Here is a 19867-nt window from a genome sequence, read left to right on the forward strand (position 1 = left end):
GCTCGGCTCAGGCCGGGCATGGCGTGTGGACCCCGCCTAGCCTGCCGCCTGAAAACCGCGTATTCCGGCTGGCATGAGCGATCTCTTCCCCCCTTTCGAACCCGAGCGCGTCGAGACCAAGCGCGCGCGCTTCAAGCCGATCCCGTTCCGGCTCCTGGCGCCGAACGTCATCACCCTGCTGGCGCTCTGCCTGGGCCTGACCGCGATGCGGCTGGTGGTCGAGGGCAAGCTCGAGACGGCGACGATCTGCATCCTGATCGCAGCGGCGCTCGACGGCGTCGACGGACGGCTGGCGCGCATGCTCAAGGGCACTTCGCGCTTCGGCGCCGAGCTCGATTCTCTCTCCGATTTCGTCAATTTCGGCGTCGCCACCGGCTATGTGCTGTGGATATTCGTCCTGCACGACCTGAAGTCCTTCGGCTGGATCGCGGTGCTGACGCTGGCCTGCGCCATGGCGCTCAGGCTCGCCCGCTTCAACGTCATGATCGACGATCCCAACCGCCCGGAATGGCAGAAGAACTTCTTCGTCGGCATGCCGGCCCCGGCCGGTGCGATCACCGCCATGCTGCCGCTCTACCTTCATTTCATCGGCGTGCCGGTGCAGGATTACGGCGCGCCCTTCGTCGGCCTCTACATTCTGTTCATCGCCTTCCTGACGATCTCGCGCATCCCCTGCTATGCGGGCAAGACGCTCGGCACCCGCGTCCCGCGCGATCAGGTTCTGCCGATCTTCGTCGCGGTCGTCGTCGTCGCCGGCCTGCTCTTCGCCTATCCCTTCGAGATGCTGACGCTGATCGTCGTCGCCTATCTCGGGCTGATTCCGCTCAGCGTCGCGCGCTATCGCAAGCTCGAGCGCGAGCATGACGCGAATCCGCAGCCGGTTGCCGAGGCGGCGATGCCGGTTGCGATGGCGGATCAGTCCGAGACGCCGGAACGCTAGTTTCCAACTTGCTCTCAGCCGCGCCGGCCAGACAACCGGCTGGCATTGGCACTGGTGCGCTTCGAGAACGGCTCGAGCGTGTTGTGCGCCGCCTTGGCCGCGGCTTCGCCGAGCCCGCGTGGGGTCAGCGGCGTCACTGCCATGTTCAGCCAGAACAGGGTCGCAGCATGGCCGATGGCGAAGCTGCTCTCCATCACGGCCGAGACCTTCTCGACCACGGCCTTGCTGGCCTCGCGCTGGCCCCTGGCGTCTCCGAGGGCGCCCTGCAGCAGGATGGGCAGTCGCATGGCGATCGTCAGCCCGGCATCGGCCTGCATGGTGATCATCTTCGAGACGATCGTCTGCGCCTGCGTTTCCGCCTGGCCAGCGTGCGAGCGCCTCTTCGATGTCGCCATGTTCGAATATCTCCGCGAGAACCGAGCGCTGGGCCTGCGCTGGCGCGGCTGCCAGAGCCGCGAGCCGGCGAATTTGGCAGTGCCGCATCCGTTGTGCAATGCGGCGGGGGCCGTAAAATATGCGTTACTCGCATGAAACCTGCTTGACGCCGGCGCTTGTATTGCGTCCAGCGCATCGGCCCGCCGTCGCATTCCCCCTTTCGCCAAATTGTTCTAAAGCCATCGAGAGGGCCTTGCATGGCCGGATCCGGAGCGAGCTAGACCGCGTTGAACCTTTTCGCCTCCTCGAAGCCGGCCGGTTCGCGGCCGCAGCTGGTGCTGGCTTCGGCCTCGCCGCGCCGCCTCGCCTTGCTCGAACAGGCCGGCCTCAAGCCCGATGCGCTGCTGCCCTCTGATCTCGACGAAACGCCGCTCAAGGGCGAGCGGCCGCGCGACCTCGCCCGCCGTCTCGCCCGGGCCAAGGCCGAGGCCGGCCATGCCGCGCTGAAGAGCCGCCCCGATCTCGAAGGCGCCTATGTGATCGCGGCCGACACGGTCGTCGCTGTCGGCCGTCGCATCCTGCCCAAGGCCGAGGTCGTCGACGAGGCCGCGGCCTGCCTGCGGCTGCTTTCCGGCCGGGCGCACCGGGTCTACACCGGCGTCGCGCTGGTGACGCCGTCGGGCGCGATCCGGGAGCGCATCGTCGAGACGCGGCTGCGTTTCAAGCGGCTCTCCAATGATGATCTGGAGAACTACCTCGCCTCGGGCGAATGGCGCGGCAAGGCCGGCGCCTATGCCATCCAGGGCATTGCCGGCTCCTTCGTGGTCAAGCTTGTGGGCTCCTATACCGGCGTCGTCGGCCTGCCGCTGCACGAGACTGTCAACCTGCTTGGCGGCGAGGGCTTTCCGATTCGCCTCGGCTGGCTCAACGCCGCCTGATCCAGAACATTGACGATGGAGGAAACGACATGGGCGAACGCCTGAAGGGCAAGGTCGCGATCGTCGCCGGCGCCGGCTCGATCGGCCCCGGCTGGGGCAATGGCAAGGCGACCGCGACCGTGTTCGCGCGCGAGGGTGCGCGCGTGGTCTGTGCCGACCGCAATCTCGACGCGGCGCAGGAGACGGCCGAGATAATCCGTGGCGAGGGCGGCGAGGCCTTCGCGATCCGCACCGACGTCACCCGGCCGGAGGATCTGGCGGCGCTCGTCGAAGCGACGCTCAAGGCTTATGGCCGCATCGACGTGCTCGACAACAATGTCGGCATCGCCGAGGTCGGCGGCGTCGTCGATCTGCCGCTCGAAACCTGGGAGCGGGTCTTCACCGTCAACCTGACCGGCTGCTTCCTGGCGATGAAGCATGTCGTCCCGGTGATGCAGCGCCAGTTCGCCGAGAGCGGGCAGGGCGGCTCGATCATCAACATCTCCTCGATCGCCTCGATCCGCCATACCGGCGTGCCTTATGCCAGCTATGGGGCCAGCAAGGCGGCGATGAACCAGCTCACCCGCACCACGGCGGCGCAATATGCCCGCGAGAAGATCCGCGTGAACGCGGTGCTGCCCGGGCTGATGAAGACGCCGATGGTCGAGCATTCGGCCGGGCTGGCGCAGTCCTATGCCAAGGGCGATGTCGCGGCGATGTGGGCCAAGCGTGATTCGCAGGTTCCGATGGGCCATATGGGCGAGGGTTGGGACGTTGCCTGGGCCGCGCTCTTTCTCGCCAGCGACGAGGCGCGCTATGTCACCGGGCTCGAACTGGTCGTCGATGGTGGAGTGACCTTGCAATATGGTGCCTGAAGAGCTTTCCAAGCCGGCTTCGCCAGGCGGCCGGCCTTGCCCGATCTGCGGCAAGCCGGCGGTGCAGCGCTTCAAGCCGTTCTGCTCGGCCCGCTGCGCCGACATCGATCTCGGCCGCTGGCTGAAGGGCAGCTATGTGATTCCCGGCGAGGCGGTCGAAGATCTGGCGGAGCAGCCGCGGCCGCGCGACGCGGAGGAGTGAGGCGCGCCGCGGCTGGCGGCGCCTGGCGTCGCGCCGGCCCCCGGCGGATTTTTCCACTGCCGCGATTTGCCGGCTGGACAGCCCGGCCCAGTCCCTCTATATCCCCTCGCACCAACCGAGGCGCAGCGCGCTTCGCCGGATGCCCAGATAGCTCAGTTGGTAGAGCATGCGACTGAAAATCGCAGTGTCGCTGGTTCGATTCCAGCTCTGGGCACCATTTCACTTTCTCCCCTTTGAAATCATTGGCTTTTTCGGGCTGGCGCCCGCACCCTGTTCAGAGGTGCGGGGAAATGCGTTCACGTCGCGTTCGCCGCCGGGCATGAATGCAGCCGCAGCCTTGGCCATTTTCTTGCGGCTGGCGGCCCGCGTGTAGACCTCGGCTTGCTTCCCGCTGACCCACCCGAACATGGCCTTGAGCTGTTCTTCGGAAGCCCCGTTCTCAGCGCAGATTGTCGCAGCCGCCTTCCGAAGCCCGTGTGCGGAGCCAGGGACGCCGGCCGCCTTGCACTGCTTGCGAAACCAGTTCGTGAAGCTCTCCTTGGTGTAGGGCGCGCCCCTGTCGCTGACGATGAACGTCATGTCGCCGGTCGGGCCGGCTGCGATCGACTTCGCCAGCTCGGGCAGGATCTCAATCGTCACGTCGACACCGGAAGTCTCTTCCGTCTTGACCGGGCGCAGGAACAGATAGCCCCCGACCACATGCTGGCGGCCAAGCCCCACAAGGTCGGAGCGCCGCAGCCCGGTGAAGATCAGAAGGTCCATGGCTAGCCGGGCGCGCGTGCCGAGCTTGTGGTGATTCTGGTAGCGCTCGATTTCCTCGACGGTCCACGTATGGAACCCGCGCTTGCTGGCGCTGAACAGTTCGACGCCCGTCGTCGGGTTCTGGTGGACGAGCTTTTCCTTGACCGCCCAGGCGAAGAGAGTGCGCATCGTCTTGACGAACGAGTTGGCGGCTTCCGGCTTCGCCTTGCGCCTATCGCGCCCCGCCTCGATAGCCTTCGGCGTGATCTTGCGCAGGTCGTGCCGGCCAGATTCCTCCTCAAGGCGCTTCAGGATATTCTCGCGGGCACGCTTGGTGCTCTCCGCAAGCCCATTCTGAAACGCACTGCTAGCGCGATAGACGCCGATCAGCCACCCAAGGGTGTTGGCAGCATAGGCTTTCCGGCCGGGCTTCTCCGGCTCTTTCCCATTGGCGGCGTCCCAATAGGACTGCATGAATTTCTCGGTGCCTGGCTCGCCCTCGATGCGCGTGCGCTTTCCCTTCCCGGCACGATAGTACCAGACGGTTTTGCCGTGTCGCGTCCTCTCGCAGGACAGGTTTTTGAGCGCGATATCGGCCATGGCGCGAATCATAGAACCACGTCTTCGCTGTCATCAATCAGCGGCGGAGCTTCGACCGCCGGGATGATCGAGATGCGACCGCCTTCGATGTCGATGCGACCGACAGCCAAGCCGGCGGCACGCATCGCGCGCACAGCTCTCTTGATATCGTTCTCGCGGAAGGTCGAAGGGCCTCGTGGCGCCCGAGGCAGTTCGCGTGGCTCGCGCTCGATCGTCGCCGGTACGCGGCTCATCCCATCCTCCTGGGCGGCAGTTTCTTGGCGAGGGGCGAGGAGGCCCGGCGCTGTGCCGGCGGCTTCTCGAACCCTCTCGATCTGATGCGCGAGGGCTTGGCGCTGGCGGCGGTGTGCTTGTCGCGCTGGCGGTCGGCTTTTCGAATGCGGCCGATGTCATCGGACGATTTCGCCCTGTGGCAGACACGGCAGAGCACACGGGCATTCGACAGGACCGGATCACCGCCCAGCGCATCGGGCAGGATGTGGTCGACTTCGGCCTCGCCGACCTTGAGCTTGGCGCTGCACGCTTCACAGCAGCCATTGGCGCGGAGGATGGCTTGAGCCTTCACCTTGCGGGGGAAGTCGCGCCTCATGACGTAAGCCTCATCTCGGCGCGCTGCGTGGCGTTCGCGCTCTGCCACTCCATGAACTTCATGCGGATGTATTCGAGGTGGACCCGCTTGAGCTCAGCCTGCTCGCGAGCGTCGACCATGGTCTTGATGTAGTCGGACCACTCGTCGGAGCCCTTCACCGCCATCTCGGCGCGGCTGACCGGCATATCCCCGAGGGCCGCCATCCGCTTGGCGAGAACGGCGGATTTCGTCTCTTCCAGCATGTCGGCAGCAGACTTCAGCGCGACGTAGTCCTTCGCGACGATCCGATACTGCTCCGACCATGGGAGGTTCGAGGCCGGCGCAGTCATCGCGGTAGGCCCCGGTAATGCGTGCGCGCCTCGTTCAGCACGTCCGCTGCAAGCTGGCCCGGAAGGAGGTTGTCGATCGACGTGCGATGCCCCTCGACCCAAGCCGCCAACGCTGCGCGCTCCCGCGCCATCTTGGCCGCGAAGATGAAGACCTTGGCCACCTGGCTGACAGAAAAGGTCATGCCGCCTCCTTGCGCTCGTAGAGCGACAGAAGGGCTTCGACCTTGGCGTCGAGTTCAGTCAGGAACTTGCCGACTTCCTCGGATATCTCTGCGATCATGGCGTCGTTGCGCGCTTCGCGGCGGACGAACATCCTCATGTTGTCCGGCATGCGAGGGTCGTAGCTGACGAAGTCGCACCACTGACGGCCTGTGCACGCCATCTGCCATTGCATCTGTGTCTCATATTTCGCCGGGATGCTCTGGCCCAGCAGCGTATCGATGTGGGTCGCGGTGTTCGGGCACTTGATCTCGACAAGCCCGGCATCGCTTACCAGTCCGTCAGGGCTAGCGCCGCTCATGGAAATGGTCGGATGGGGAACGAACCCGACCTGGCTGACCTCGGCATCTGTCAGGAACTCGTAAAGCGCACGCGCTTCCGGCTCCTTCTCGGTCCCCCATGCCATGGGGCCGCTAATGAACTTCTCGGCAGGCGCGCCGGTCAGGCGCTCTGCTATCAGTTCGGCCATGTAGTTGGCGCGGCTGGCGCCGTAACCGGTCTTGGTCTTGGCGATGACATCGGAAACGCGGGAGGCTGTGACCTTGCCGCAGCGGATCGCAAGCCATTCGGCGCTGCCCTGAACGATCTCATCCACGGCGCTGCTCCTTGCGCTTGAGCATCGAGACCAGTTCTGGGAACTTGTCGGCTCTGATGGACGACAGATCTCTGGCGCGGACATAGGCCAGCACGCCGCGCTGATCGGCCTTCGTCGCCTCGATCAGCTCTCGCAGCTGCATAACCTGATCTTCAGTGATGGTTTCGGCGTCCTGGCCGCCGCTCTTGCCTCCGTCGTCGTCTTCGGACGCCGCCAACCCGAGCGCCTGAACAAGCGTGTAGCGTTGGAGGTAGGTGAGCGTGCTGCCGATCGCCTGGATGGCGTTCTTGCTGCCGCTGGTGTCTGCGGGGCCGGAGAGTGTCGTTTCCTCTGCGTGCCCGGCTTTGTGCGACAGGATGCAGGTTACGTTGATCCGGTCGGTTTGCGTGGTGCGAAACCTGTAAGACAGGCCGTATTGGCCGATGATCGGGTCAACGACGCTGGCAATCGCCGCGAAGTCGGCATAGCGCTTGTTGTTGTGCCCCTCACGGTTCTTGGCGATCGTGGGGATCTGAGCCTTGGCGCTCGCCACCGCCTCGTCGAAGGCCTTGCGGGCCTGCCCGGCCTCCCAGCGGTCGCGCAGGTCCATGAGCTTTGTCATGACCTCGATGTTGGCGCCGCGCTCGACCGCCATGCTGAGCATGTCGACGGGGGTCATCGCCTGCTGGCGAACGGGGGCGGCCTCTTCAGGCCGCAGGATAAGAGCTGCTTCGCTCATGCGATCCTCCTGCGCTCCAGTCGGAGCAGTTCACTGGTTGCGGACGCGGTGTGAGCCGCGCCGCAGCCGAGCCGTGTTCAGTTCTTCGAATAGGGTTCGAACTCGAAGCTCTCGACCCAGATCGGGATGATCGATGCATACCGGCCGCCGAAGCGTGCGACCCGCATGTCGCACCGCTGGCCATGGCCATTGCTGCCGGGGTTCCCAGATCCGAAGTCGATGGTTGAACTGATGACTTCCAGGACGACGGCAGGATCGCCCGGGCCCTTAACCGAGCCATCCTTGCGAGGAGTGACGAGATCCCCAGCCTTGAAAGGGCAGCCGATCAGAAAGCCGGCATAGCGCCGCTGGTATTCAGCGAGCAGTTCCGGCGCCATTGCCGGCACTCGATCACGGTCTTCTTCCTCCCGCATATCAGCGAGCAATTCAGCCAAACCCATGGAATTCTCCTGTTGTTGGGTCTCAGACCCGGTTAGCCCCTCGCGGGGTTTCTTCGGCCAGCCGGCGATGAACGATCGCGCGGCGGGAAAGGTGGATGTCCTTGACGGGACGGTGATTGCGGCGTGCCTCGGCTTCGGCTTTGCGAAGGGAGGCCAGCTCAGGCATACGGCGCTCGACCCTGCGAGCGAGCCACCAGGAGGTGACGCGGCGGACGATGCGGCGCAGGTCGATCATGCGTCGATCTCCGCCGGCTTGGTGTTCAGCATGGCGGTGAAGATCGAGATATCGGTCTTGCGATCGACTACGGGGCGGAAGCGTTCCGCGAGCCACAGCGGCTCAGCGTCCCCGTCAACATACGGGACGTCAGGGTTGACCAATTCTGCCAGGCGAATGCGTTCGCCCTCAACGCAGCGAACCGTGTAGACGGTACCCGGCTGCGGGAGCTCGAACCCGTATTCGAAAGCAATATTGCGATCCCTGTCGTCATAGGTTTTCACCAATTCGACGCGCTGCCCAACGTACAACATGGCTACTCCCCCGCTTCGCGGAGACGCTGGTCCCGGCGCTTCTCGACTTCAGGGAGGGCGCCTTGCTCGTTCTCTGCGTCGACCGTCTTCCGCCCGAGGTCAGCCCACATCAGGGCGCAGATGCCGGCGAGGAAGATGAGAGCGGGGGCGATGTGGTCGTATTCCATCGGTCAACCTCCAATCGCGATGAAGAACAGGAAGGCCCAGCAGGCGAAGCCGGCCATGTAGAGGGCGAAGGCGGAGAGCTGGGCGAGGGTGAGAAGAGCGGGGCGCATCAGGCCCCGCGCAGCGACCGGCGCGGGCGCAGGCACATAGCTGGCCGCGATCGCCTTGACCGGAAGCGCCTGCTTCGGGAACGCGACGACGTTCTCCATCACGCCGCGCTCCTCTGGTGGTAGTCGAAGCAGCCGCGGTCATCGGCGCGGGCGTCGGGGTCGTCGAGTTCGGCAAGAGCCTCGAAATAGGCTTGGCGAACGAGGGACTGGTTCCCGCGCGAAAGATCGACGTTGAGCCAATCTCCGATGAAGTCCTCGATGTGGCGCGGGGCGCGCTTTAGCGTCTCGGTCTTCAAATCGACCGGGGACCTGATGACGTAATGCACGCTCTCGATTTCGAAGCGGTCGCCGTCTCCGGAAACGCTGATGTCGAGCCAGCCCGCAGCGAGGCCGTTGCCGTCGCTGTCATCGAACTCGCTATTGCGGACTGTGAAGCTGTCGAGCCACTGGGCCATCGGCCTGTTCTCCTCATTGCGTGAGGAGAGCTGTAGCGTGTATCGCTACATTACGCAACCTGTTTGTAGCTCTAAAAGCTACCTTGCTCAGCTGGCAACAAAAAAACCCCGCCGGTGAGGGCGGGGTTCGAAAGCGTTCTGAGTTAGTTGTATCAGGCTACTTTCCGCGGGGCCGGCTCTGGCTGTTGCTTGTCAGCCGCAGGACGGCGCAGCGCCGCACGGAAATAAGAATTTTGCAGCCAGCGCTGGAGGTGCTCCCGATGGCGCTCCTCAACAGCCTGCATCAGCTCAATTTTCTTGTCCCGCTCCATAGCGACTCTCCTATGGCTCCCGCACTCTTTGATGTTGTCGGAACCGTACGCGTCTCAACGTGGGTTTGCAAACCTTCGTTTACAACGAACCAACCGCTCAATCGCCGTCACGTTCCAACGTCCAACATATCTTACCATGATACTCAAACGTGTCGGAAACACGATACCCACAAAGGGTAAACACGTTGCAGAGCAATTCCGACTTAACCAGAGCCCGCTGCGGCAAGTCAGCTCCATATGTGATCATAAAAAATTTCTTTGGGTTGCACCGCAACACAAGCGCGCGCGCTGCATTTGCGACCGCCTCCAGAACGCTCTTCCGGTTGGGCCCTTGGATGAACGGCGTCTCCTTGCCACACCAATATTGCCGGACTTCACTTTCGATCTCGCTATCTGCTGCGATGTAAAAAATAAACTCGAGCTCCCCAGGGGCGGGGACGAAGGAGACAACGACCGAGTAGGAGATTGGCTGGACATCGTCGTAGCCGATACCAGCGACCAGCGTGTTCTCGTCAGACCATTCGATGCCAACGACCTGCGCCCACTGTCCGTCGATGGTGCACACGAAAGCCATTCAGCGCCTGCCAGCCCGTCAATTATCTCGGCAGCACCAATCTGATCGGCGCGACCCATTCGATCCCGACATTCTCTTCGACGGAGCCCCCAACTGACAATAGCGACCAATTGCCGGCACTATACGAGCGATAAACCCTCATCGTCAGGTTCCTGCCGTCCTTCGTACGAATAATACAGAGCTTGCCGACATGCTCATCCGATGGGGCGGCCTGCTCATCGCGATTGTAGCAAGCCGTCCAGTTGTCCATGAGCGCGCCTTGCGGCTCGACATGCATGCGCATGCCGACTGCGGTCTCGTTCAGGACGTCGAGACTGATGCGTTCGCCTGGCTCAGGATGGGGGCGCGGAGGTTTGGCCATCAGAACATCCTGAACCCGCCAACGACCTTACCGAAGATATGCACATCGGCCAGCCGGCGCTTGGTCGTCGAGTGCGAGGGATTGTCCGATATAATCAGGATCATCGGCTCTTCGCCGGATTCGTCGAGCTGCAACCGCTTCACCACGATATTCTCGAAGCGATCGCGCATCGCATAGATGCCGTCAGGGCTCGGGATCTTGTGCGTCGTGTCCACCCAGACGCGCTCGCCCGGCGCTAGTGTGGGCTGCATGCTATCGCCTTCGCACTCGATGACCAGCAAGGCAGTCGCCGGCCGGCGCAGCGTCTCGTTGAGGAAACGCTGGGGAAAGCGCCAATAGTCCGGCCGGATCGCGTCGACCTCTGATACCCCGTCGACTTCGCGCGAGAATGCCGTCAGTGCGGTTTCGCCAGCCCCCATTCCGCCGCGTGGCGCAGCTTCCAGGATTGCGTCCTTCGGGAAGTCGGCGGGGTGCGGCGCGGCGTCCGGCCGGTCATCGCCATGCTGTTCGAGCGGGTCGATTTCGTCAGGGTCGAAGCTCTTGACTAGCTTCGGCCGAAGCGAGGCATCGTCAGGCTTGCCGATGCCAAGGATTTCGGTGATCGCAATCAGCTCATCGGCCGAAATCTTGCGGCCCCCAGTGGTCATTTTGTTGACCGCCGCCCGATCAATCGACCGCCCAAGCCTTTCCGATAGCTCACGCGCCAAACTCGCCTGAGTGTGAGACGACGAATCGAGATTGGTTTTGAGCCATTTCGCGAGCATGGCGGCACCGTAGCCATGGGCGCTACAGTCGTCGCGCGTGATTATCGCTACATTTGAGTTGCGTATTGTAGCGATATAAGCTACATCAATGTCATGACACCGGCATCCGTGATCGTCCAGCGCTTTGGAGGCGCTACCGCAGTGGCCCGCATCGTCGGTGTCCATCGAACGCGCATCTACACCTGGTTGCGAAGCGGGAGAGTTCCGCAGGCCCATCAGCTCAAGCTCCTGACCGAGGCGCAGCGTCGCGGCCTGCCGCTGACGGCTGAAGAACTCATCGGCGCCAAGCCCCAGCCCGAGAAGGCCGTGGCATGAGCGTGCTCCCGTACTCTGCGGACGAAATCGCGCAAGAGGTCGGTGAGTTTGCCGCCCGCATTACCCCGAGCCGGGCCCGGTGGGAGTATTGCCTTTCCCGCGCTTCCTATCCCGGCAAGACTCCATGGGGCAGCGAAACCCTCTATCTTGATCAGCGGACGCTCCCGGTCTGTGACCGGATTGCGGGGGTCAATAGGGGATGCGCCGAAAGCCGTCTTAGGCGCCTTATCCAGTTGGGATACGACGCGGCAGAAGCCGACGCCGCCCAACGGCTGAGTGTCAACGGGAAGCCCTTCTTCGCCGCTGGGCCGCTGGAAGCTTGGCACATCGGCCATGTCTATTTCGCTCGACTGAACGGGTACCCTCATATCGTCAAGGTCGGGTTTTCAAGGCGGGTTCGTGATCGCCTCGATGACATCGAAAGCAAGTGCAAGCACCCCCTGTCCGTGAGGCAGGGAGAGCTTTTCGTCGGCACTATGGCTGATGAGCACATGCGGCATCGCAACTGGCGATCGTCTCGCATCAGCGGCGAATGGTTCTTCGACCCGGCGTCATCTGACCGGAGTCTGCCGCCCTTTCTGACACCCGCTCAGAAGCTAAAGGCCGCTTGAAATGGCCTCGCCCTTTTACCCCCGCGCCACATCCTCCCGGCGCCTCCTTGCCGGGGCGAGCAGAATCGCTCGCCCCGGCCTTTCTCTCTCGACGCTTGCGCCTGTTCTTCCGTCGCAGCGCTTCCAATTCTGCGGCGACCCGCTCGAAGCGCTCGCCTCTCGGGCGGCGATCGCACTTCGCGCCGCCGCCCGATTTTTCCGCGTCGATGCGTTCGCGCACGCCTGCCAGCAACTCGCGAACGATCTCGTCCAGTCTCTGCAAGCCAATCCCTCCAACTCCTGTCTGACGACAGGAGCACGGAACCTTGCGACCGATCATCCACCCCAGACGGATAAATGAGCCACTGATGTCCAGCGTAGAGTTTCGGGACCAGAGCCGCGACATCATCGCGCGGCTGGAGCTTAGAGAGGCCCGTCGCTGCGGGTCACTTTCCGTAGCGCGCCAGCGGCTTGCCCAGCGGCTCGGCACCTTGCCCGGCACACTGGAAACCCTGGCGCGCGGGCGTCTCAAGCGCATCGACGATTGGCTGCGTGCCCGCGCAGAACACCTCCTTATTCGGGAAATCGAGAATGAAATTTCGGCGCTCGAGAGTGAGCTGGCGTGCCTTCGTGCGACGGGCGCTGACCCTCGCCTCCCTGCGATTGGGGAGATTGAGGCGGCGCTGGAGACGGCGCGTAAACTGATGGAGCGGCCATGAGCCTCGTGCCCGTTAGAGAGTACACTTCGGCCGAAGAGATGATGTCGGCCTATCGCGATCGGCTTCGGCCTAAGCAGCCAGTCGTGGCGATCGATCCCGGGCGTGTCACAGAGCCGGAGCCGGAGCCCGTTATCGAGCCAGTCTCGGAACCCCGCCGTCGCGACTGGATCGACGTCGCGAGCCCGAAGGCATTCAAGCCGGCGCCAACGCGCGTCGTCCTGGATGTCGTCTCCCAGGCGACCGGCATCAGCGTGGCCGCCTTGCTCGGTGACCAGCGAGTGGCGTCGATCATCCGCCCGCGGCAGATCGCATGCTGGATCATGCGCCAGGAGACGACCCGCTCCCTCCCGCAAATCGGCCAGGCGATGGGCGGACGCGACCACACGACGATCCTCAACGCGATCCGGCGCGTCGATCAGATCCGCGAGCAAGACGAGGTCTTCGCCGCGCTGGTCGATGACATCCGCGATCAGGTCAAGGCGAGGGTGGCGCAATGAGCGAGGTCATCGACATAACTGCCGCCATCCTTGCGCGCAGGGACGAAGAGCACAGGCGCCGCTTCCAGATCCAGCCGCATGAGACGGCATCGCCGATTGGCTACCTCGCCGCGCGCCTCATGGACCGCGTGAAAATCCAGATGGCGGAGAAGCGGAACCGCGAGGCTGTCGCCCGATGAATGCTCACTTCGACGCCTATCAGGCTTGGGGCGACGGCGTGGCAGGGATCGAGATGTCGCTGATCGGCGGCGTCATCCTTCACTCTGGCGCTGTTGGTCGGGTGCTATTGACCGGCATCGAGGCAGAGCATTTCGCCGATGCCGGTTGCCGGTCGCTATGGCAGCGGATCAGCGACATCATCGGGCGCGGCGGCGCCATCGATCATCGCACCGTCCTCCAAGGCGCCGCCGATATCGTCGAGCCCGGTGCCGGCCCGAATGCGTTCCTCGCCCGCATCTTGGCCGAGGCGGCGACGCCGAACTCGCTCGCCGAGTATGCCAACATCATCAAGTCGGCATGGGTCATCCGGAATTTCATTCAGGTTTCGGAACAGGCTCGTTCCGAGGCTGCCGCGGCTGACACCATCTCGCTGGCTCGGAACCTGATCGATGCCGTTGACGGGTTCCGGGAGGGGGCCTTCGATCGGGCTGGATCGCGCCGCGGCTCGCTTAAGCAGATCTCCGAAATCGTCGGCCGAGAAGCTCAAGAAATGCTGCAGGGCTTGCGCGAAAGGCCGCCAGCAACCGGATGGGCTGACCTCGACAAGCATCTGCCCATGGGCGGGCTGGCCCCTGGCTCACTGGTCATCCTGGCCGGCCGGACGGGAGCCGGCAAAACGATGGTTTCGGCCGCAATGGCCGCGCAGCTCGCTTTCGCTGGTAAGGGCGTCGCCTATTTCTCGCTCGAGGTGCCTTCGACAGAGATCGCGGCGCGCGTCATCTGCTCGCGCATCCGTGGTCGTGCGCCCTCCTATGGCGATATTCTCGCCGGGCGTGTCACGCCTGATGAGCTAGAAGCCTATTACCTCGTCCAGCGGGAAATCGACGCGGTGCCACTCGAGATCGAGGACGCCCCGGCGATGGGTATCCAGGATATCAACCTGGCATCGCGCAAGGTGGCGCAAAAGCTCGAGCGCACCGGCATGGGCTTGGGGCTGGTCATCGTGGACCACGCCCAGATCGTAAAGCCTTCGGTTCGCTATCAAGGCAACCGCGTCGGTGAGCTCGGAGAAATCGCAAACGCCGCCAAGGTCATGGCCAAGCAGCTCGGTTGCGCAGTCGTCCTGTGCAGCCAGCTCAACCGTGGCGTCGAGGGGCGAGAGGACAAGCGCCCGCAGCTTTCGGACCTTCGCGCCTCCGGCGAGGTCGAGGAAGCCGCAGACGCCGTCCTGATGCTTTACCGCGAAGCCTACTATCTCGCCCGCGACAAGGACTATCTGGCCGGCGACGCGACCGCGCTCGATCGGATGGATGTCGTCCGCAACATGCTCGAGGTCGGGGTCGAGAAGTCCCGCCAAGGCTCGACCGGCCGCTGCACTCTCTGGTGCGACCCGGCACGCTCAATCGTCTCTGGATGGCATGGAGATCGCCGATGAGCGCGCCCTGGATGAAGTTCTTCCCGTCCGACTGGCGCGCTGATCCTGCGCTCCGCATGTGCTCGATCGGTGCGCGCGGCCTCTGGATGGAAATGCTCTGCGTGATGCATGAGGCGACGCCGCGCGGCGCTCTCGTCATCAACGGAAAGGCCCTCGGCACGCGCCAGATCGCCGCCCTTGCTGGATGCACCTTGGACGAAGCTGAGGCCATGATCGCTGAGCTCGAGGAGGCCGGCGTGTTCAGCCGCGAGAGCGATGGCACGATCATCAGTCGCCGCATGCAGCGCGACGCCGAGAAAGAAGCGAGGGATAAGGCCAACGGCGGCAAGGGGGGGCATCCTGACATTCGGCGCGGTACAGTTCCAAAGGAGGACCGTGTTCGCCGGTTTCGGCGCTCGGATTCGCCAGCTAAGGCTCGGAGAATTTTCGATAAATCAAACGGCCGTTGCCACTGGTGCGCCAAGCCGCTCAGCTACGACAATCACCACATCGACCATTTGATCGCGGTGCGGGATGGCGGAACGAACGACGAGGGCAACCTCGTCGCGGCTTGTGCCGACTGCAACGGAGAACGCGCGATGTCTTCGGGTCGGTCTGATTCCGACCTTATGGTCGGAAGGCAAACCGACCATAAAGCCCAGAAGCCAGAAGCCAGAAGCCAGATACCAGAAGAAGGCACTGACGTGCCTTCCGCGGCCGAGGCGAGCGTGGAGCGCGATCAGGCTCCCCCTCGCAAAGCCGAGTCAGGGCAGGGCAGGATCGATCTCGAGGAGGTCAATTGCTGGGTTTCCGGGTTGGTTGGCACGAACCCGGTCGCGGTCAATCCCGACATCAGCCCGATCGTGGCGTTGATCCGGGCCGGCTACAGCCGGGAACGCATCGAGATCGGAGTGAGGGCCGCAGTTGCGGCAGCGAAGCAGCCGATCAGGTCGTGGAAGAGTTTCGACGGCTGGGTGAGGAACACGGCGGCCGACGCTGCACCCATCGCCAAGCCCATCGACCGCGAAACCGAGTGGCGCAACAAGCTGAAGCGCTGGACCGAGAAAGGCGACTGGCCGCCGATGTGGGGCGACCCGCCTGGCCATCCGTGCTGTTCGATCCCCGCCGCTGTCATTGCCGCGTTCAAGGCAGATCCCGCCCGCAAGGATGCCGCCTGATGGCCCGCAAGAAGAAGCGCCCCCGTCCGATCCCAGAGATCGAGATCATCGAGTCGCTGCAGCCGGCGCCGGCGGATCTCGACTTCGGAACGAAGGAAAGCCCGAAGCTCTGGTATCTGGTCTGGACGACACCGCGAGGCGAGGAGCGTGCGGCAGATGGCTTGCTCGAGGCTGGCTGTCAGGTTTTCTGGCCGCACTGCATCCGCACCACGCGGCGCCGGAACAAGCCGGAGGTCACGAACAAGGTCTCGACCTTCCCACGCTACCTCTTTGCGTCTGGCCTTCCGAAGCTCGCCCAGCGCCTGACCCTGGTCGGCCCCGACGGCAGGACCGGCATCACCATTGACGGCCGGCCGATCGAGAACATTCGCGAGATTGACGGCGTCGCCGCGGTCGTCAGCAACGAGCGGGGGTGGTGCGCCGTGCCGCGCGCCGCGATCGAGAAGATCGCCCAGACCCACGGCGATCACCCCGAGCCGGTTAGCTCGGCCACTCCGAACGGGGCGAAGCCGCAGGCCGGCGACCGCGTCGTCATCCTAGACGGGCCGTTCATGGGCTTCTTCGCCATCGTCATGGACGTGCTCGGTCACGACGAAGGTTCGATCCTCATCGACATGTTCGGCGGCCAGGTTAAGGCCGACATCGGCCTCGCGTCGATCGCCCCTGCAGCATGATCTTGCGGGAGTGCAAATAGTGCTTGTGCGATTCCGCAAATCAGTGCATATGGGTAGGCGCGGTTTGCTCGGTAGTGTGATCGTCGCCTCGGCGGCTTGTATCTCACGGGCCCCGCGCTGGGTTTCCAGCGAACTGCGAAGCTTTGCCCGGTGACGGCGGATGTACCCGCACCATGGCGACAGGAGCCCGGCCTTAGCAGGTCGGGCTTTCTCGTATCAGCGCTGATCAGCGGAGATGTTCGACTAGGTTCCTCACTGCGGCAGGGCCACCGTAGATGCTGTCTTTGGCTTCCACGACCACATAATGGTGGCCAACGAGCTTTTCACCGATGACAACTTCAATCTCAGATAAGGAGGCAGTGGTCTCCAATGACACGGCGTGCAGTTTGTCGGTTGAGACTTTCCCGAGTTTGGCTAGCTCGGTCGTGAATGAAAGCCAGTCATTCGGAATGGGCGTGTAGATAAGGTAGTTGGCCATAGTGATTCTCGCTGGGATTGGAATTTAGAATACTTAGCGGAGGAGCGCTTGCGCAATCGTGCAAACGACGTGCGCTTAGAGACTTTCCCCGGCCATGCCAGTACTTCCACCTCGTCATCGCCTTGCCCGCATCTCACCTCAAGCCCAGCGCAAGCAGGTCGACGCGCGCAGAGGGTCGGCAAGGGAGCGCGGCTACTCAGCTCGGTGGGATAGAGCCAGCCTCGCCTACAAGGCGCAGCACCCGCTCTGCCTGGGCTGCGAGGCCAGAGGCAAGACAGTCCCGACTGCCGTGGTCGACCACATCGTCCCGCATCGAGGCGATCAGGAACTGTTCTGGGACGTCGGCAACTGGCAACCCTGCTGCCGCATCTGCCACGACAGGGTGAAGGCAAGGCTTGAGGTCATGTGGCAGAGAGGCGAGATAGGAGCCTCGGCCCTGCGCCTCGACAGTCGCCGCGCCATCCAGATCGGAGCCGAGGTCTTCGGCGATCTTGCAAGGATGCAAGGAATGGAGGGGGGAGAGCCAAAGTTCTAGGCTTTCCCTGCCCGGACCGCGCGCCCCGTGATCTTTCCGCGCGTGCAAAACCAAGATGATTTTGTTGCTTGCACCCTTGCAAGGTGACCACCTATGGCGCGACCGCGCAAACCCTCGCACCTCAAGGTCGTCTCAGGCACGGCGCAGAAGTGCCGAATGAACCCCGACGAGCCTGAGGCTCCGAAAGGCGCACCGGACGCGCCGTTGTGGTTGTCGAGCCGGGCGACCGAGATATTCGCCGGCCTGTGCGCGACGATCGATGCCATGGGCTACCTGTCGACCGCCGACCAACATGTGATCGCGCAAGCCGCGAGCCGGCTGGAAGAGGTCGAGATCACCACGGCCATGGTCGAGGATGGCGGGCGCACCTACGTCAGCGCCGCCGACTATGACGCCGAGGGACGGGTGCTGTCCCAGATGATGCGGTCCAACCCGATCGTGGCGCAGAGGAGCGAGGCAATGCGTCATGCTCATGCGCTGCTGTCCGAGCTCGGCCTCACCCCAGCAGCCAGGTCGAAGGTCTCGGCCGGGAAGAAGGGTGATGACAATCCGTTCAAGGCCCTGATGGGAGGCTGACATGACCAACGAGCAGATGGTGAAGGCCTTCAACGAGTGGATGCGCCGCTTCATCGAGGAGCCTGAGCGTTTCGAGGCGGAGTTCCGCACCGTGAACAAGTTCCTCGCCGACGAGGCGGAAGGGCGTGAGCCGAGCTACGGCGAGACCAGCGCGGCGTATCTGACGCAGCTCGCTTCCGGGCAGGCTGCGGCGCAGTAACCATCATGGCGGCTGGTGGCTAAGAACTTCGCGGGCATCGCGGAGCGATACGCTCGCGATGTCGTCGCCGGGAAAATACCGGCCTGCCGCTGGGTGCGGCTGGCCTGCCAGCGTCACCTAGACGATCTCGTCGCATCGAAGGGGAAGGCCTATCCGTATCGCTTCGATGCTGCCGCGGCTGCGAAAGCCTGCGCCTTTGTGGAGCTCATGCCACACACGAAAGGCAAGTGGGCGGCGAAAGGCGAGCGGCTCATTCTTTCGCCGTGGCAGGTCTTCAAGACCGCGGCGCTGTTCGGGTGGCTGAGGAAGAGCGACGGGTATCGCCGGTTTCGCAAGGCTCTGATCCTGGAGCCGAGGAAGAACGGCAAGTCTGCATGGGCGGCGGCGATCGGCCTCTACATGCTGACGATCGACGGCGAGCACGGCGCCGAGGTGTACTCCGGCGCCACCACCGAGAAACAGGCTTGGGAGATCTTCAGACCGGCGCGTCTGATGGCACTGAAATCGCCGCAGCTCGCGAGCGCGGTAGGTCTGACGGTCAATGCGTCGAACCTGCACATGCTCGGAAACGAGAGCCGGTTCGAGCCGCTGATCGGCAAGCCGGGCGACGGTTCGTCGCCGCACTGCGCGCTGATCGACGAGTACCATGAGCACGAGACCGACGACATGGTCTCGACGATGGTCACCGGCATGGGCGCGCGCGAGCAGCCGCTCCTGCTTGTCATCACCACTGCCGGCGCGAATGTGGCCGGGCCCTGCTACCAGATGGTGACCGAGGCGCGGCGGATACTGGACGGGATCACGGACGATCCCGAGATGTTCGTGCTGATGTATGGGATCGACGGGCCGGTCGGAAAGCCGGAGGACGACGACTATCAGCCCGGCGATGACTGGACGAAGCCGGAGACGTTGCGCAAGGCGAACCCGAATTTTGACGTCTCGGTCAAAGGCGATTTCCTGCTCAGCCAGCAGCGCGACGCCATCAACAACGCGCGAAAGCAGAGCGCCTTCCGCACCAAGCACCTGAATGAATGGGTGTTCGCGAAGGACGCCTATTTCAACATCGCGAAGTGGCAGGCCTGCGCGAACCCGGCGCTCAAGATGTCGGACTTCGCCGGCGAGCCGTGCACGGTCGGGCTCGACCTCGCCAGCAAGGTCGACATCGCTGCGGCGGTGTTCCTGTTTCGCAAGCCGACCGGAGGCTTCGCCGCGTTCGGCCGGTTCTACCTGCCGGAGAAGACGATCGAGCTCGAGGCGACCGGCAACTACGCCACCTGGCAGCGGGCAGGGCGCCTGATCCAGACCGACGGCGAGATGATCGATCACGGCCGAATCCTCGAGGATCTGGTCGAGGCTTCGAAGACCTACACGATCGAGAGCATCGGCTACGACCCGGCGCAGGCGACCATGCTGGTCACGGAGATGATGGCGGAGGGGCTGCCGGTGGTGGAGTTCCGCCACACGGTGCTGACGATGTCCGAGCCGATGAAAGAGGTCGAGGCGCTGATCCGGGCCGGCAAGATCGAGCACGACGGCGATCCCTGCTTTGCTTGGCAGCTGGGCAACGTCGTCGCCCGCGAGGACGCCAAGGACAACGTCTATCCGCGCAAGGAGCGCGCGGAGAACAAGATCGACGCCGCGGTCGCGCTGATCATGGCGATGGGCCGGCAGATGGCTGGGGCTGCCAGCGTCGACATCGACGCGCTCGTCGGCTGACCGAGAGGA

General features: G+C 63.8%; 35 protein-coding genes and 1 tRNA gene. 17 read left to right on the forward strand and 19 right to left on the reverse strand.

Annotated features, from left to right (window positions below):
* Positions 1 to 73: 73 nt before the first annotated feature.
* On the forward strand, positions 74 to 940 hold the full coding sequence (locus ACWGRX_RS21540) for a CDP-alcohol phosphatidyltransferase family protein (RefSeq protein ID WP_452119204.1): 867 nt from the start codon (positions 74 to 76) through the stop codon (positions 938 to 940).
* 14 nt (positions 941 to 954) lie between these two features.
* On the opposite strand, the gene ACWGRX_RS21545 is transcribed toward ACWGRX_RS21540, so the two are convergent.
* Complete coding sequence (locus tag ACWGRX_RS21545; protein ID WP_452119205.1) at positions 955 to 1335, reverse strand: hypothetical protein; 381 nt, start codon at positions 1333 to 1335, stop codon at positions 955 to 957.
* 267 nt (positions 1336 to 1602) lie between these two features.
* Here ACWGRX_RS21545 and ACWGRX_RS21550 point away from each other — a divergent pair, with 267 nt between their 5' ends.
* The 4 genes from ACWGRX_RS21550 to ACWGRX_RS21565 all read left to right on the forward strand — a co-directional run bounded on the left by ACWGRX_RS21550 (position 1603) and on the right by ACWGRX_RS21565 (position 3526).
* Positions 1603 to 2253, forward strand: coding sequence for a Maf-like protein (locus tag ACWGRX_RS21550; protein WP_452119206.1), 651 nt, complete (start codon positions 1603 to 1605; stop codon positions 2251 to 2253).
* Positions 2254 to 2282: 29 nt separating this feature from the next.
* A complete protein-coding gene (locus tag ACWGRX_RS21555; RefSeq protein ID WP_452119207.1) occupies positions 2283 to 3107 on the forward strand; it encodes an SDR family NAD(P)-dependent oxidoreductase in 825 nt (274 codons plus the stop codon).
* Positions 3097 to 3309, forward strand: a complete 213-nt coding sequence (gene yacG / locus ACWGRX_RS21560; RefSeq protein ID WP_452119208.1) for a DNA gyrase inhibitor YacG — start codon at positions 3097 to 3099, stop codon at positions 3307 to 3309. The genes ACWGRX_RS21555 and yacG overlap by 11 nt, the downstream gene beginning before the upstream one ends.
* 141 nt (positions 3310 to 3450) lie before the next feature.
* Positions 3451 to 3526, forward strand: a tRNA-Phe gene (locus ACWGRX_RS21565).
* A gap of 2 nt (positions 3527 to 3528) precedes the next feature.
* Here ACWGRX_RS21565 and ACWGRX_RS21570 read toward each other — a convergent pair.
* From ACWGRX_RS21570 to ACWGRX_RS21650, 17 genes are all read right to left on the reverse strand, one after another.
* Positions 3529 to 4650 (reverse strand): tyrosine-type recombinase/integrase, encoded by a 1122-nt coding sequence (locus ACWGRX_RS21570; RefSeq protein ID WP_452119209.1) that lies wholly within the window; start codon positions 4648 to 4650, stop codon positions 3529 to 3531.
* Between the two features lie 8 nt (positions 4651 to 4658).
* A complete protein-coding gene (locus ACWGRX_RS21575) occupies positions 4659 to 4883 on the reverse strand; it encodes a hypothetical protein (RefSeq protein ID WP_452119210.1) in 225 nt (74 codons plus the stop codon).
* Positions 4880 to 5239, reverse strand: coding sequence for an HNH endonuclease (locus ACWGRX_RS21580; RefSeq protein ID WP_452119211.1), 360 nt, complete (start codon positions 5237 to 5239; stop codon positions 4880 to 4882). Before ACWGRX_RS21580 ends, ACWGRX_RS21575 begins: the two co-directional genes overlap by 4 nt.
* Positions 5236 to 5568: a hypothetical protein gene (locus ACWGRX_RS21585; protein ID WP_452119212.1), complete on the reverse strand. Its 333-nt coding sequence runs from the start codon at positions 5566 to 5568 to the stop codon at positions 5236 to 5238. Before ACWGRX_RS21585 ends, ACWGRX_RS21580 begins: the two co-directional genes overlap by 4 nt.
* Positions 5565 to 5750 (reverse strand): hypothetical protein, encoded by a 186-nt coding sequence (locus ACWGRX_RS21590; protein WP_452119213.1) that lies wholly within the window; start codon positions 5748 to 5750, stop codon positions 5565 to 5567. Before ACWGRX_RS21590 ends, ACWGRX_RS21585 begins: the two co-directional genes overlap by 4 nt.
* Complete coding sequence (locus ACWGRX_RS21595) at positions 5747 to 6382, reverse strand: lambda exonuclease family protein (protein ID WP_452119214.1); 636 nt, start codon at positions 6380 to 6382, stop codon at positions 5747 to 5749. Before ACWGRX_RS21595 ends, ACWGRX_RS21590 begins: the two co-directional genes overlap by 4 nt.
* Entirely contained in the window at positions 6375 to 7100 is a 726-nt protein-coding gene (locus ACWGRX_RS21600) for an ERF family protein (protein WP_452119215.1), read from the reverse strand. The genes ACWGRX_RS21595 and ACWGRX_RS21600 overlap by 8 nt, the downstream gene beginning before the upstream one ends.
* Positions 7101 to 7177: 77 nt before the next feature.
* Positions 7178 to 7540, reverse strand: a complete 363-nt coding sequence (locus tag ACWGRX_RS21605) for a hypothetical protein (protein WP_452119216.1) — start codon at positions 7538 to 7540, stop codon at positions 7178 to 7180.
* Positions 7541 to 7562: 22 nt separating this feature from the next.
* Positions 7563 to 7775 carry a hypothetical protein gene (locus tag ACWGRX_RS21610; protein ID WP_452119217.1) on the reverse strand — a complete coding sequence of 71 codons (213 nt, stop codon included), beginning with the start codon at positions 7773 to 7775 and terminating at the stop codon, positions 7563 to 7565.
* Positions 7772 to 8068, reverse strand: coding sequence for a hypothetical protein (locus tag ACWGRX_RS21615; protein WP_452119218.1), 297 nt, complete (start codon positions 8066 to 8068; stop codon positions 7772 to 7774). Before ACWGRX_RS21615 ends, ACWGRX_RS21610 begins: the two co-directional genes overlap by 4 nt.
* A gap of 2 nt (positions 8069 to 8070) precedes the next feature.
* On the reverse strand, positions 8071 to 8235 hold the full coding sequence (locus tag ACWGRX_RS21620; protein WP_452119219.1) for a hypothetical protein: 165 nt from the start codon (positions 8233 to 8235) through the stop codon (positions 8071 to 8073).
* A gap of 3 nt (positions 8236 to 8238) precedes the next feature.
* The gene (locus ACWGRX_RS21625; RefSeq protein ID WP_452119220.1) at positions 8239 to 8445 is read right to left on the reverse strand and encodes a hypothetical protein; all 207 of its coding nucleotides are present in this window, start codon (positions 8443 to 8445) and stop codon (positions 8239 to 8241) included.
* Positions 8442 to 8798 carry a hypothetical protein gene (locus tag ACWGRX_RS21630; RefSeq protein ID WP_452119221.1) on the reverse strand — a complete coding sequence of 119 codons (357 nt, stop codon included), beginning with the start codon at positions 8796 to 8798 and terminating at the stop codon, positions 8442 to 8444. Before ACWGRX_RS21630 ends, ACWGRX_RS21625 begins: the two co-directional genes overlap by 4 nt.
* A gap of 152 nt (positions 8799 to 8950) precedes the next feature.
* On the reverse strand, positions 8951 to 9109 hold the full coding sequence (locus ACWGRX_RS21635; protein ID WP_452119222.1) for a hypothetical protein: 159 nt from the start codon (positions 9107 to 9109) through the stop codon (positions 8951 to 8953).
* A gap of 97 nt (positions 9110 to 9206) precedes the next feature.
* Complete coding sequence (locus ACWGRX_RS21640; RefSeq protein WP_452119223.1) at positions 9207 to 9674, reverse strand: hypothetical protein; 468 nt, start codon at positions 9672 to 9674, stop codon at positions 9207 to 9209.
* A 31-nt stretch (positions 9675 to 9705) separates the two neighbouring features.
* Positions 9706 to 10044 carry a hypothetical protein gene (locus tag ACWGRX_RS21645; RefSeq protein WP_452119224.1) on the reverse strand — a complete coding sequence of 113 codons (339 nt, stop codon included), beginning with the start codon at positions 10042 to 10044 and terminating at the stop codon, positions 9706 to 9708.
* The gene (locus tag ACWGRX_RS21650) at positions 10044 to 10808 is read right to left on the reverse strand and encodes a S24 family peptidase (protein WP_452119225.1); all 765 of its coding nucleotides are present in this window, start codon (positions 10806 to 10808) and stop codon (positions 10044 to 10046) included. Before ACWGRX_RS21650 ends, ACWGRX_RS21645 begins: the two co-directional genes overlap by 1 nt.
* A 93-nt stretch (positions 10809 to 10901) precedes the next feature.
* Between ACWGRX_RS21650 and ACWGRX_RS21655 the strand changes: the two genes are divergently transcribed.
* From ACWGRX_RS21655 to nusG, 8 genes are all read left to right on the forward strand, one after another.
* A complete protein-coding gene (locus ACWGRX_RS21655) occupies positions 10902 to 11123 on the forward strand; it encodes a carph-isopro domain-containing protein (protein WP_452119226.1) in 222 nt (73 codons plus the stop codon).
* Positions 11120 to 11734: a GIY-YIG nuclease family protein gene (locus ACWGRX_RS21660; RefSeq protein WP_452119227.1), complete on the forward strand. Its 615-nt coding sequence runs from the start codon at positions 11120 to 11122 to the stop codon at positions 11732 to 11734. The genes ACWGRX_RS21655 and ACWGRX_RS21660 overlap by 4 nt, the downstream gene beginning before the upstream one ends.
* 347 nt (positions 11735 to 12081) lie before the next feature.
* Positions 12082 to 12432, forward strand: coding sequence for a hypothetical protein (locus ACWGRX_RS21665; protein ID WP_452119228.1), 351 nt, complete (start codon positions 12082 to 12084; stop codon positions 12430 to 12432).
* Positions 12429 to 12929 carry a helix-turn-helix domain-containing protein gene (locus ACWGRX_RS21670; protein WP_452119229.1) on the forward strand — a complete coding sequence of 167 codons (501 nt, stop codon included), beginning with the start codon at positions 12429 to 12431 and terminating at the stop codon, positions 12927 to 12929. Before ACWGRX_RS21665 ends, ACWGRX_RS21670 begins: the two co-directional genes overlap by 4 nt.
* Positions 12926 to 13108 (forward strand): hypothetical protein, encoded by a 183-nt coding sequence (locus ACWGRX_RS21675; protein ID WP_452119230.1) that lies wholly within the window; start codon positions 12926 to 12928, stop codon positions 13106 to 13108. Before ACWGRX_RS21670 ends, ACWGRX_RS21675 begins: the two co-directional genes overlap by 4 nt.
* Entirely contained in the window at positions 13105 to 14523 is a 1419-nt protein-coding gene (locus tag ACWGRX_RS21680) for a replicative DNA helicase (RefSeq protein WP_452119231.1), read from the forward strand. The genes ACWGRX_RS21675 and ACWGRX_RS21680 overlap by 4 nt, the downstream gene beginning before the upstream one ends.
* The gene (locus tag ACWGRX_RS21685) at positions 14520 to 15680 is read left to right on the forward strand and encodes an HNH endonuclease (RefSeq protein WP_452119232.1); all 1161 of its coding nucleotides are present in this window, start codon (positions 14520 to 14522) and stop codon (positions 15678 to 15680) included. The genes ACWGRX_RS21680 and ACWGRX_RS21685 overlap by 4 nt, the downstream gene beginning before the upstream one ends.
* On the forward strand, positions 15611 to 16354 hold the full coding sequence (gene nusG / locus ACWGRX_RS21690) for a transcription termination/antitermination protein NusG (protein WP_452119233.1): 744 nt from the start codon (positions 15611 to 15613) through the stop codon (positions 16352 to 16354). Before ACWGRX_RS21685 ends, nusG begins: the two co-directional genes overlap by 70 nt.
* A 226-nt stretch (positions 16355 to 16580) precedes the next feature.
* Here nusG and ACWGRX_RS21695 read toward each other — a convergent pair whose 3' ends face one another.
* Positions 16581 to 16832, reverse strand: a complete 252-nt coding sequence (locus tag ACWGRX_RS21695; RefSeq protein WP_452119234.1) for a hypothetical protein — start codon at positions 16830 to 16832, stop codon at positions 16581 to 16583.
* A gap of 94 nt (positions 16833 to 16926) precedes the next feature.
* Here ACWGRX_RS21695 and ACWGRX_RS21700 point away from each other — a divergent pair, with 94 nt between their 5' ends.
* From ACWGRX_RS21700 to ACWGRX_RS21715, 4 genes are all read left to right on the forward strand, one after another.
* Positions 16927 to 17367: an HNH endonuclease signature motif containing protein gene (locus ACWGRX_RS21700; protein WP_452119235.1), complete on the forward strand. Its 441-nt coding sequence runs from the start codon at positions 16927 to 16929 to the stop codon at positions 17365 to 17367.
* A 156-nt stretch (positions 17368 to 17523) separates the two neighbouring features.
* On the forward strand, positions 17524 to 17943 hold the full coding sequence (locus ACWGRX_RS21705; RefSeq protein ID WP_452119236.1) for a phage terminase small subunit P27 family: 420 nt from the start codon (positions 17524 to 17526) through the stop codon (positions 17941 to 17943).
* Position 17944: 1 nt separating this feature from the next.
* Complete coding sequence (locus tag ACWGRX_RS21710; RefSeq protein ID WP_452119237.1) at positions 17945 to 18142, forward strand: hypothetical protein; 198 nt, start codon at positions 17945 to 17947, stop codon at positions 18140 to 18142.
* Positions 18143 to 18157: 15 nt separating this feature from the next.
* On the forward strand, positions 18158 to 19858 hold the full coding sequence (locus ACWGRX_RS21715; protein ID WP_452119238.1) for a terminase large subunit: 1701 nt from the start codon (positions 18158 to 18160) through the stop codon (positions 19856 to 19858).
* Positions 19859 to 19867 lie beyond the last annotated feature (9 nt).

This window comes from Allobosea sp. NPDC055594, assembly GCF_053618995.1.

What these genes read in the sequence shown, in the direction of transcription:
- ACWGRX_RS21540 (WP_452119204.1), top strand. Translation starts at nt 74, where the DNA reads ATGAGCGATCTCTTCCCCCCTTTCGAACCCGAGCGCGTCGAGACCAAG.
- ACWGRX_RS21545 (WP_452119205.1), bottom strand. Translation starts at nt 1,335, where the DNA reads ATGGCGACATCGAAGAGGCGCTCGCACGCTGGCCAGGCGGAAACGCAG.
- ACWGRX_RS21555 (WP_452119207.1), top strand. Translation starts at nt 2,283, where the DNA reads ATGGGCGAACGCCTGAAGGGCAAGGTCGCGATCGTCGCCGGCGCCGGC.
- yacG (WP_452119208.1), top strand. Translation starts at nt 3,097, where the DNA reads ATGGTGCCTGAAGAGCTTTCCAAGCCGGCTTCGCCAGGCGGCCGGCCT.
- ACWGRX_RS21570 (WP_452119209.1), bottom strand. Translation starts at nt 4,650, where the DNA reads ATGGCCGATATCGCGCTCAAAAACCTGTCCTGCGAGAGGACGCGACAC.
- ACWGRX_RS21575 (WP_452119210.1), bottom strand. Translation starts at nt 4,883, where the DNA reads ATGAGCCGCGTACCGGCGACGATCGAGCGCGAGCCACGCGAACTGCCT.
- ACWGRX_RS21580 (WP_452119211.1), bottom strand. Translation starts at nt 5,239, where the DNA reads ATGAGGCGCGACTTCCCCCGCAAGGTGAAGGCTCAAGCCATCCTCCGC.
- ACWGRX_RS21585 (WP_452119212.1), bottom strand. Translation starts at nt 5,568, where the DNA reads ATGACTGCGCCGGCCTCGAACCTCCCATGGTCGGAGCAGTATCGGATC.
- ACWGRX_RS21590 (WP_452119213.1), bottom strand. Translation starts at nt 5,750, where the DNA reads ATGACCTTTTCTGTCAGCCAGGTGGCCAAGGTCTTCATCTTCGCGGCC.
- ACWGRX_RS21600 (WP_452119215.1), bottom strand. Translation starts at nt 7,100, where the DNA reads ATGAGCGAAGCAGCTCTTATCCTGCGGCCTGAAGAGGCCGCCCCCGTT.
- ACWGRX_RS21605 (WP_452119216.1), bottom strand. Translation starts at nt 7,540, where the DNA reads ATGGGTTTGGCTGAATTGCTCGCTGATATGCGGGAGGAAGAAGACCGT.
- ACWGRX_RS21610 (WP_452119217.1), bottom strand. Translation starts at nt 7,775, where the DNA reads ATGATCGACCTGCGCCGCATCGTCCGCCGCGTCACCTCCTGGTGGCTC.
- ACWGRX_RS21615 (WP_452119218.1), bottom strand. Translation starts at nt 8,068, where the DNA reads ATGTTGTACGTTGGGCAGCGCGTCGAATTGGTGAAAACCTATGACGAC.
- ACWGRX_RS21620 (WP_452119219.1), bottom strand. Translation starts at nt 8,235, where the DNA reads ATGGAATACGACCACATCGCCCCCGCTCTCATCTTCCTCGCCGGCATC.
- ACWGRX_RS21630 (WP_452119221.1), bottom strand. Translation starts at nt 8,798, where the DNA reads ATGGCCCAGTGGCTCGACAGCTTCACAGTCCGCAATAGCGAGTTCGAT.
- ACWGRX_RS21635 (WP_452119222.1), bottom strand. Translation starts at nt 9,109, where the DNA reads ATGGAGCGGGACAAGAAAATTGAGCTGATGCAGGCTGTTGAGGAGCGC.
- ACWGRX_RS21645 (WP_452119224.1), bottom strand. Translation starts at nt 10,044, where the DNA reads ATGGCCAAACCTCCGCGCCCCCATCCTGAGCCAGGCGAACGCATCAGT.
- ACWGRX_RS21650 (WP_452119225.1), bottom strand. Translation starts at nt 10,808, where the DNA reads ATGCTCGCGAAATGGCTCAAAACCAATCTCGATTCGTCGTCTCACACT.
- ACWGRX_RS21655 (WP_452119226.1), top strand. Translation starts at nt 10,902, where the DNA reads ATGACACCGGCATCCGTGATCGTCCAGCGCTTTGGAGGCGCTACCGCA.
- ACWGRX_RS21660 (WP_452119227.1), top strand. Translation starts at nt 11,120, where the DNA reads ATGAGCGTGCTCCCGTACTCTGCGGACGAAATCGCGCAAGAGGTCGGT.
- ACWGRX_RS21665 (WP_452119228.1), top strand. Translation starts at nt 12,082, where the DNA reads ATGTCCAGCGTAGAGTTTCGGGACCAGAGCCGCGACATCATCGCGCGG.
- ACWGRX_RS21670 (WP_452119229.1), top strand. Translation starts at nt 12,429, where the DNA reads ATGAGCCTCGTGCCCGTTAGAGAGTACACTTCGGCCGAAGAGATGATG.
- ACWGRX_RS21675 (WP_452119230.1), top strand. Translation starts at nt 12,926, where the DNA reads ATGAGCGAGGTCATCGACATAACTGCCGCCATCCTTGCGCGCAGGGAC.
- ACWGRX_RS21680 (WP_452119231.1), top strand. Translation starts at nt 13,105, where the DNA reads ATGAATGCTCACTTCGACGCCTATCAGGCTTGGGGCGACGGCGTGGCA.
- ACWGRX_RS21685 (WP_452119232.1), top strand. Translation starts at nt 14,520, where the DNA reads ATGAGCGCGCCCTGGATGAAGTTCTTCCCGTCCGACTGGCGCGCTGAT.
- ACWGRX_RS21695 (WP_452119234.1), bottom strand. Translation starts at nt 16,832, where the DNA reads ATGGCCAACTACCTTATCTACACGCCCATTCCGAATGACTGGCTTTCA.
- ACWGRX_RS21700 (WP_452119235.1), top strand. Translation starts at nt 16,927, where the DNA reads ATGCCAGTACTTCCACCTCGTCATCGCCTTGCCCGCATCTCACCTCAA.
- ACWGRX_RS21705 (WP_452119236.1), top strand. Translation starts at nt 17,524, where the DNA reads ATGAACCCCGACGAGCCTGAGGCTCCGAAAGGCGCACCGGACGCGCCG.
- ACWGRX_RS21710 (WP_452119237.1), top strand. Translation starts at nt 17,945, where the DNA reads ATGACCAACGAGCAGATGGTGAAGGCCTTCAACGAGTGGATGCGCCGC.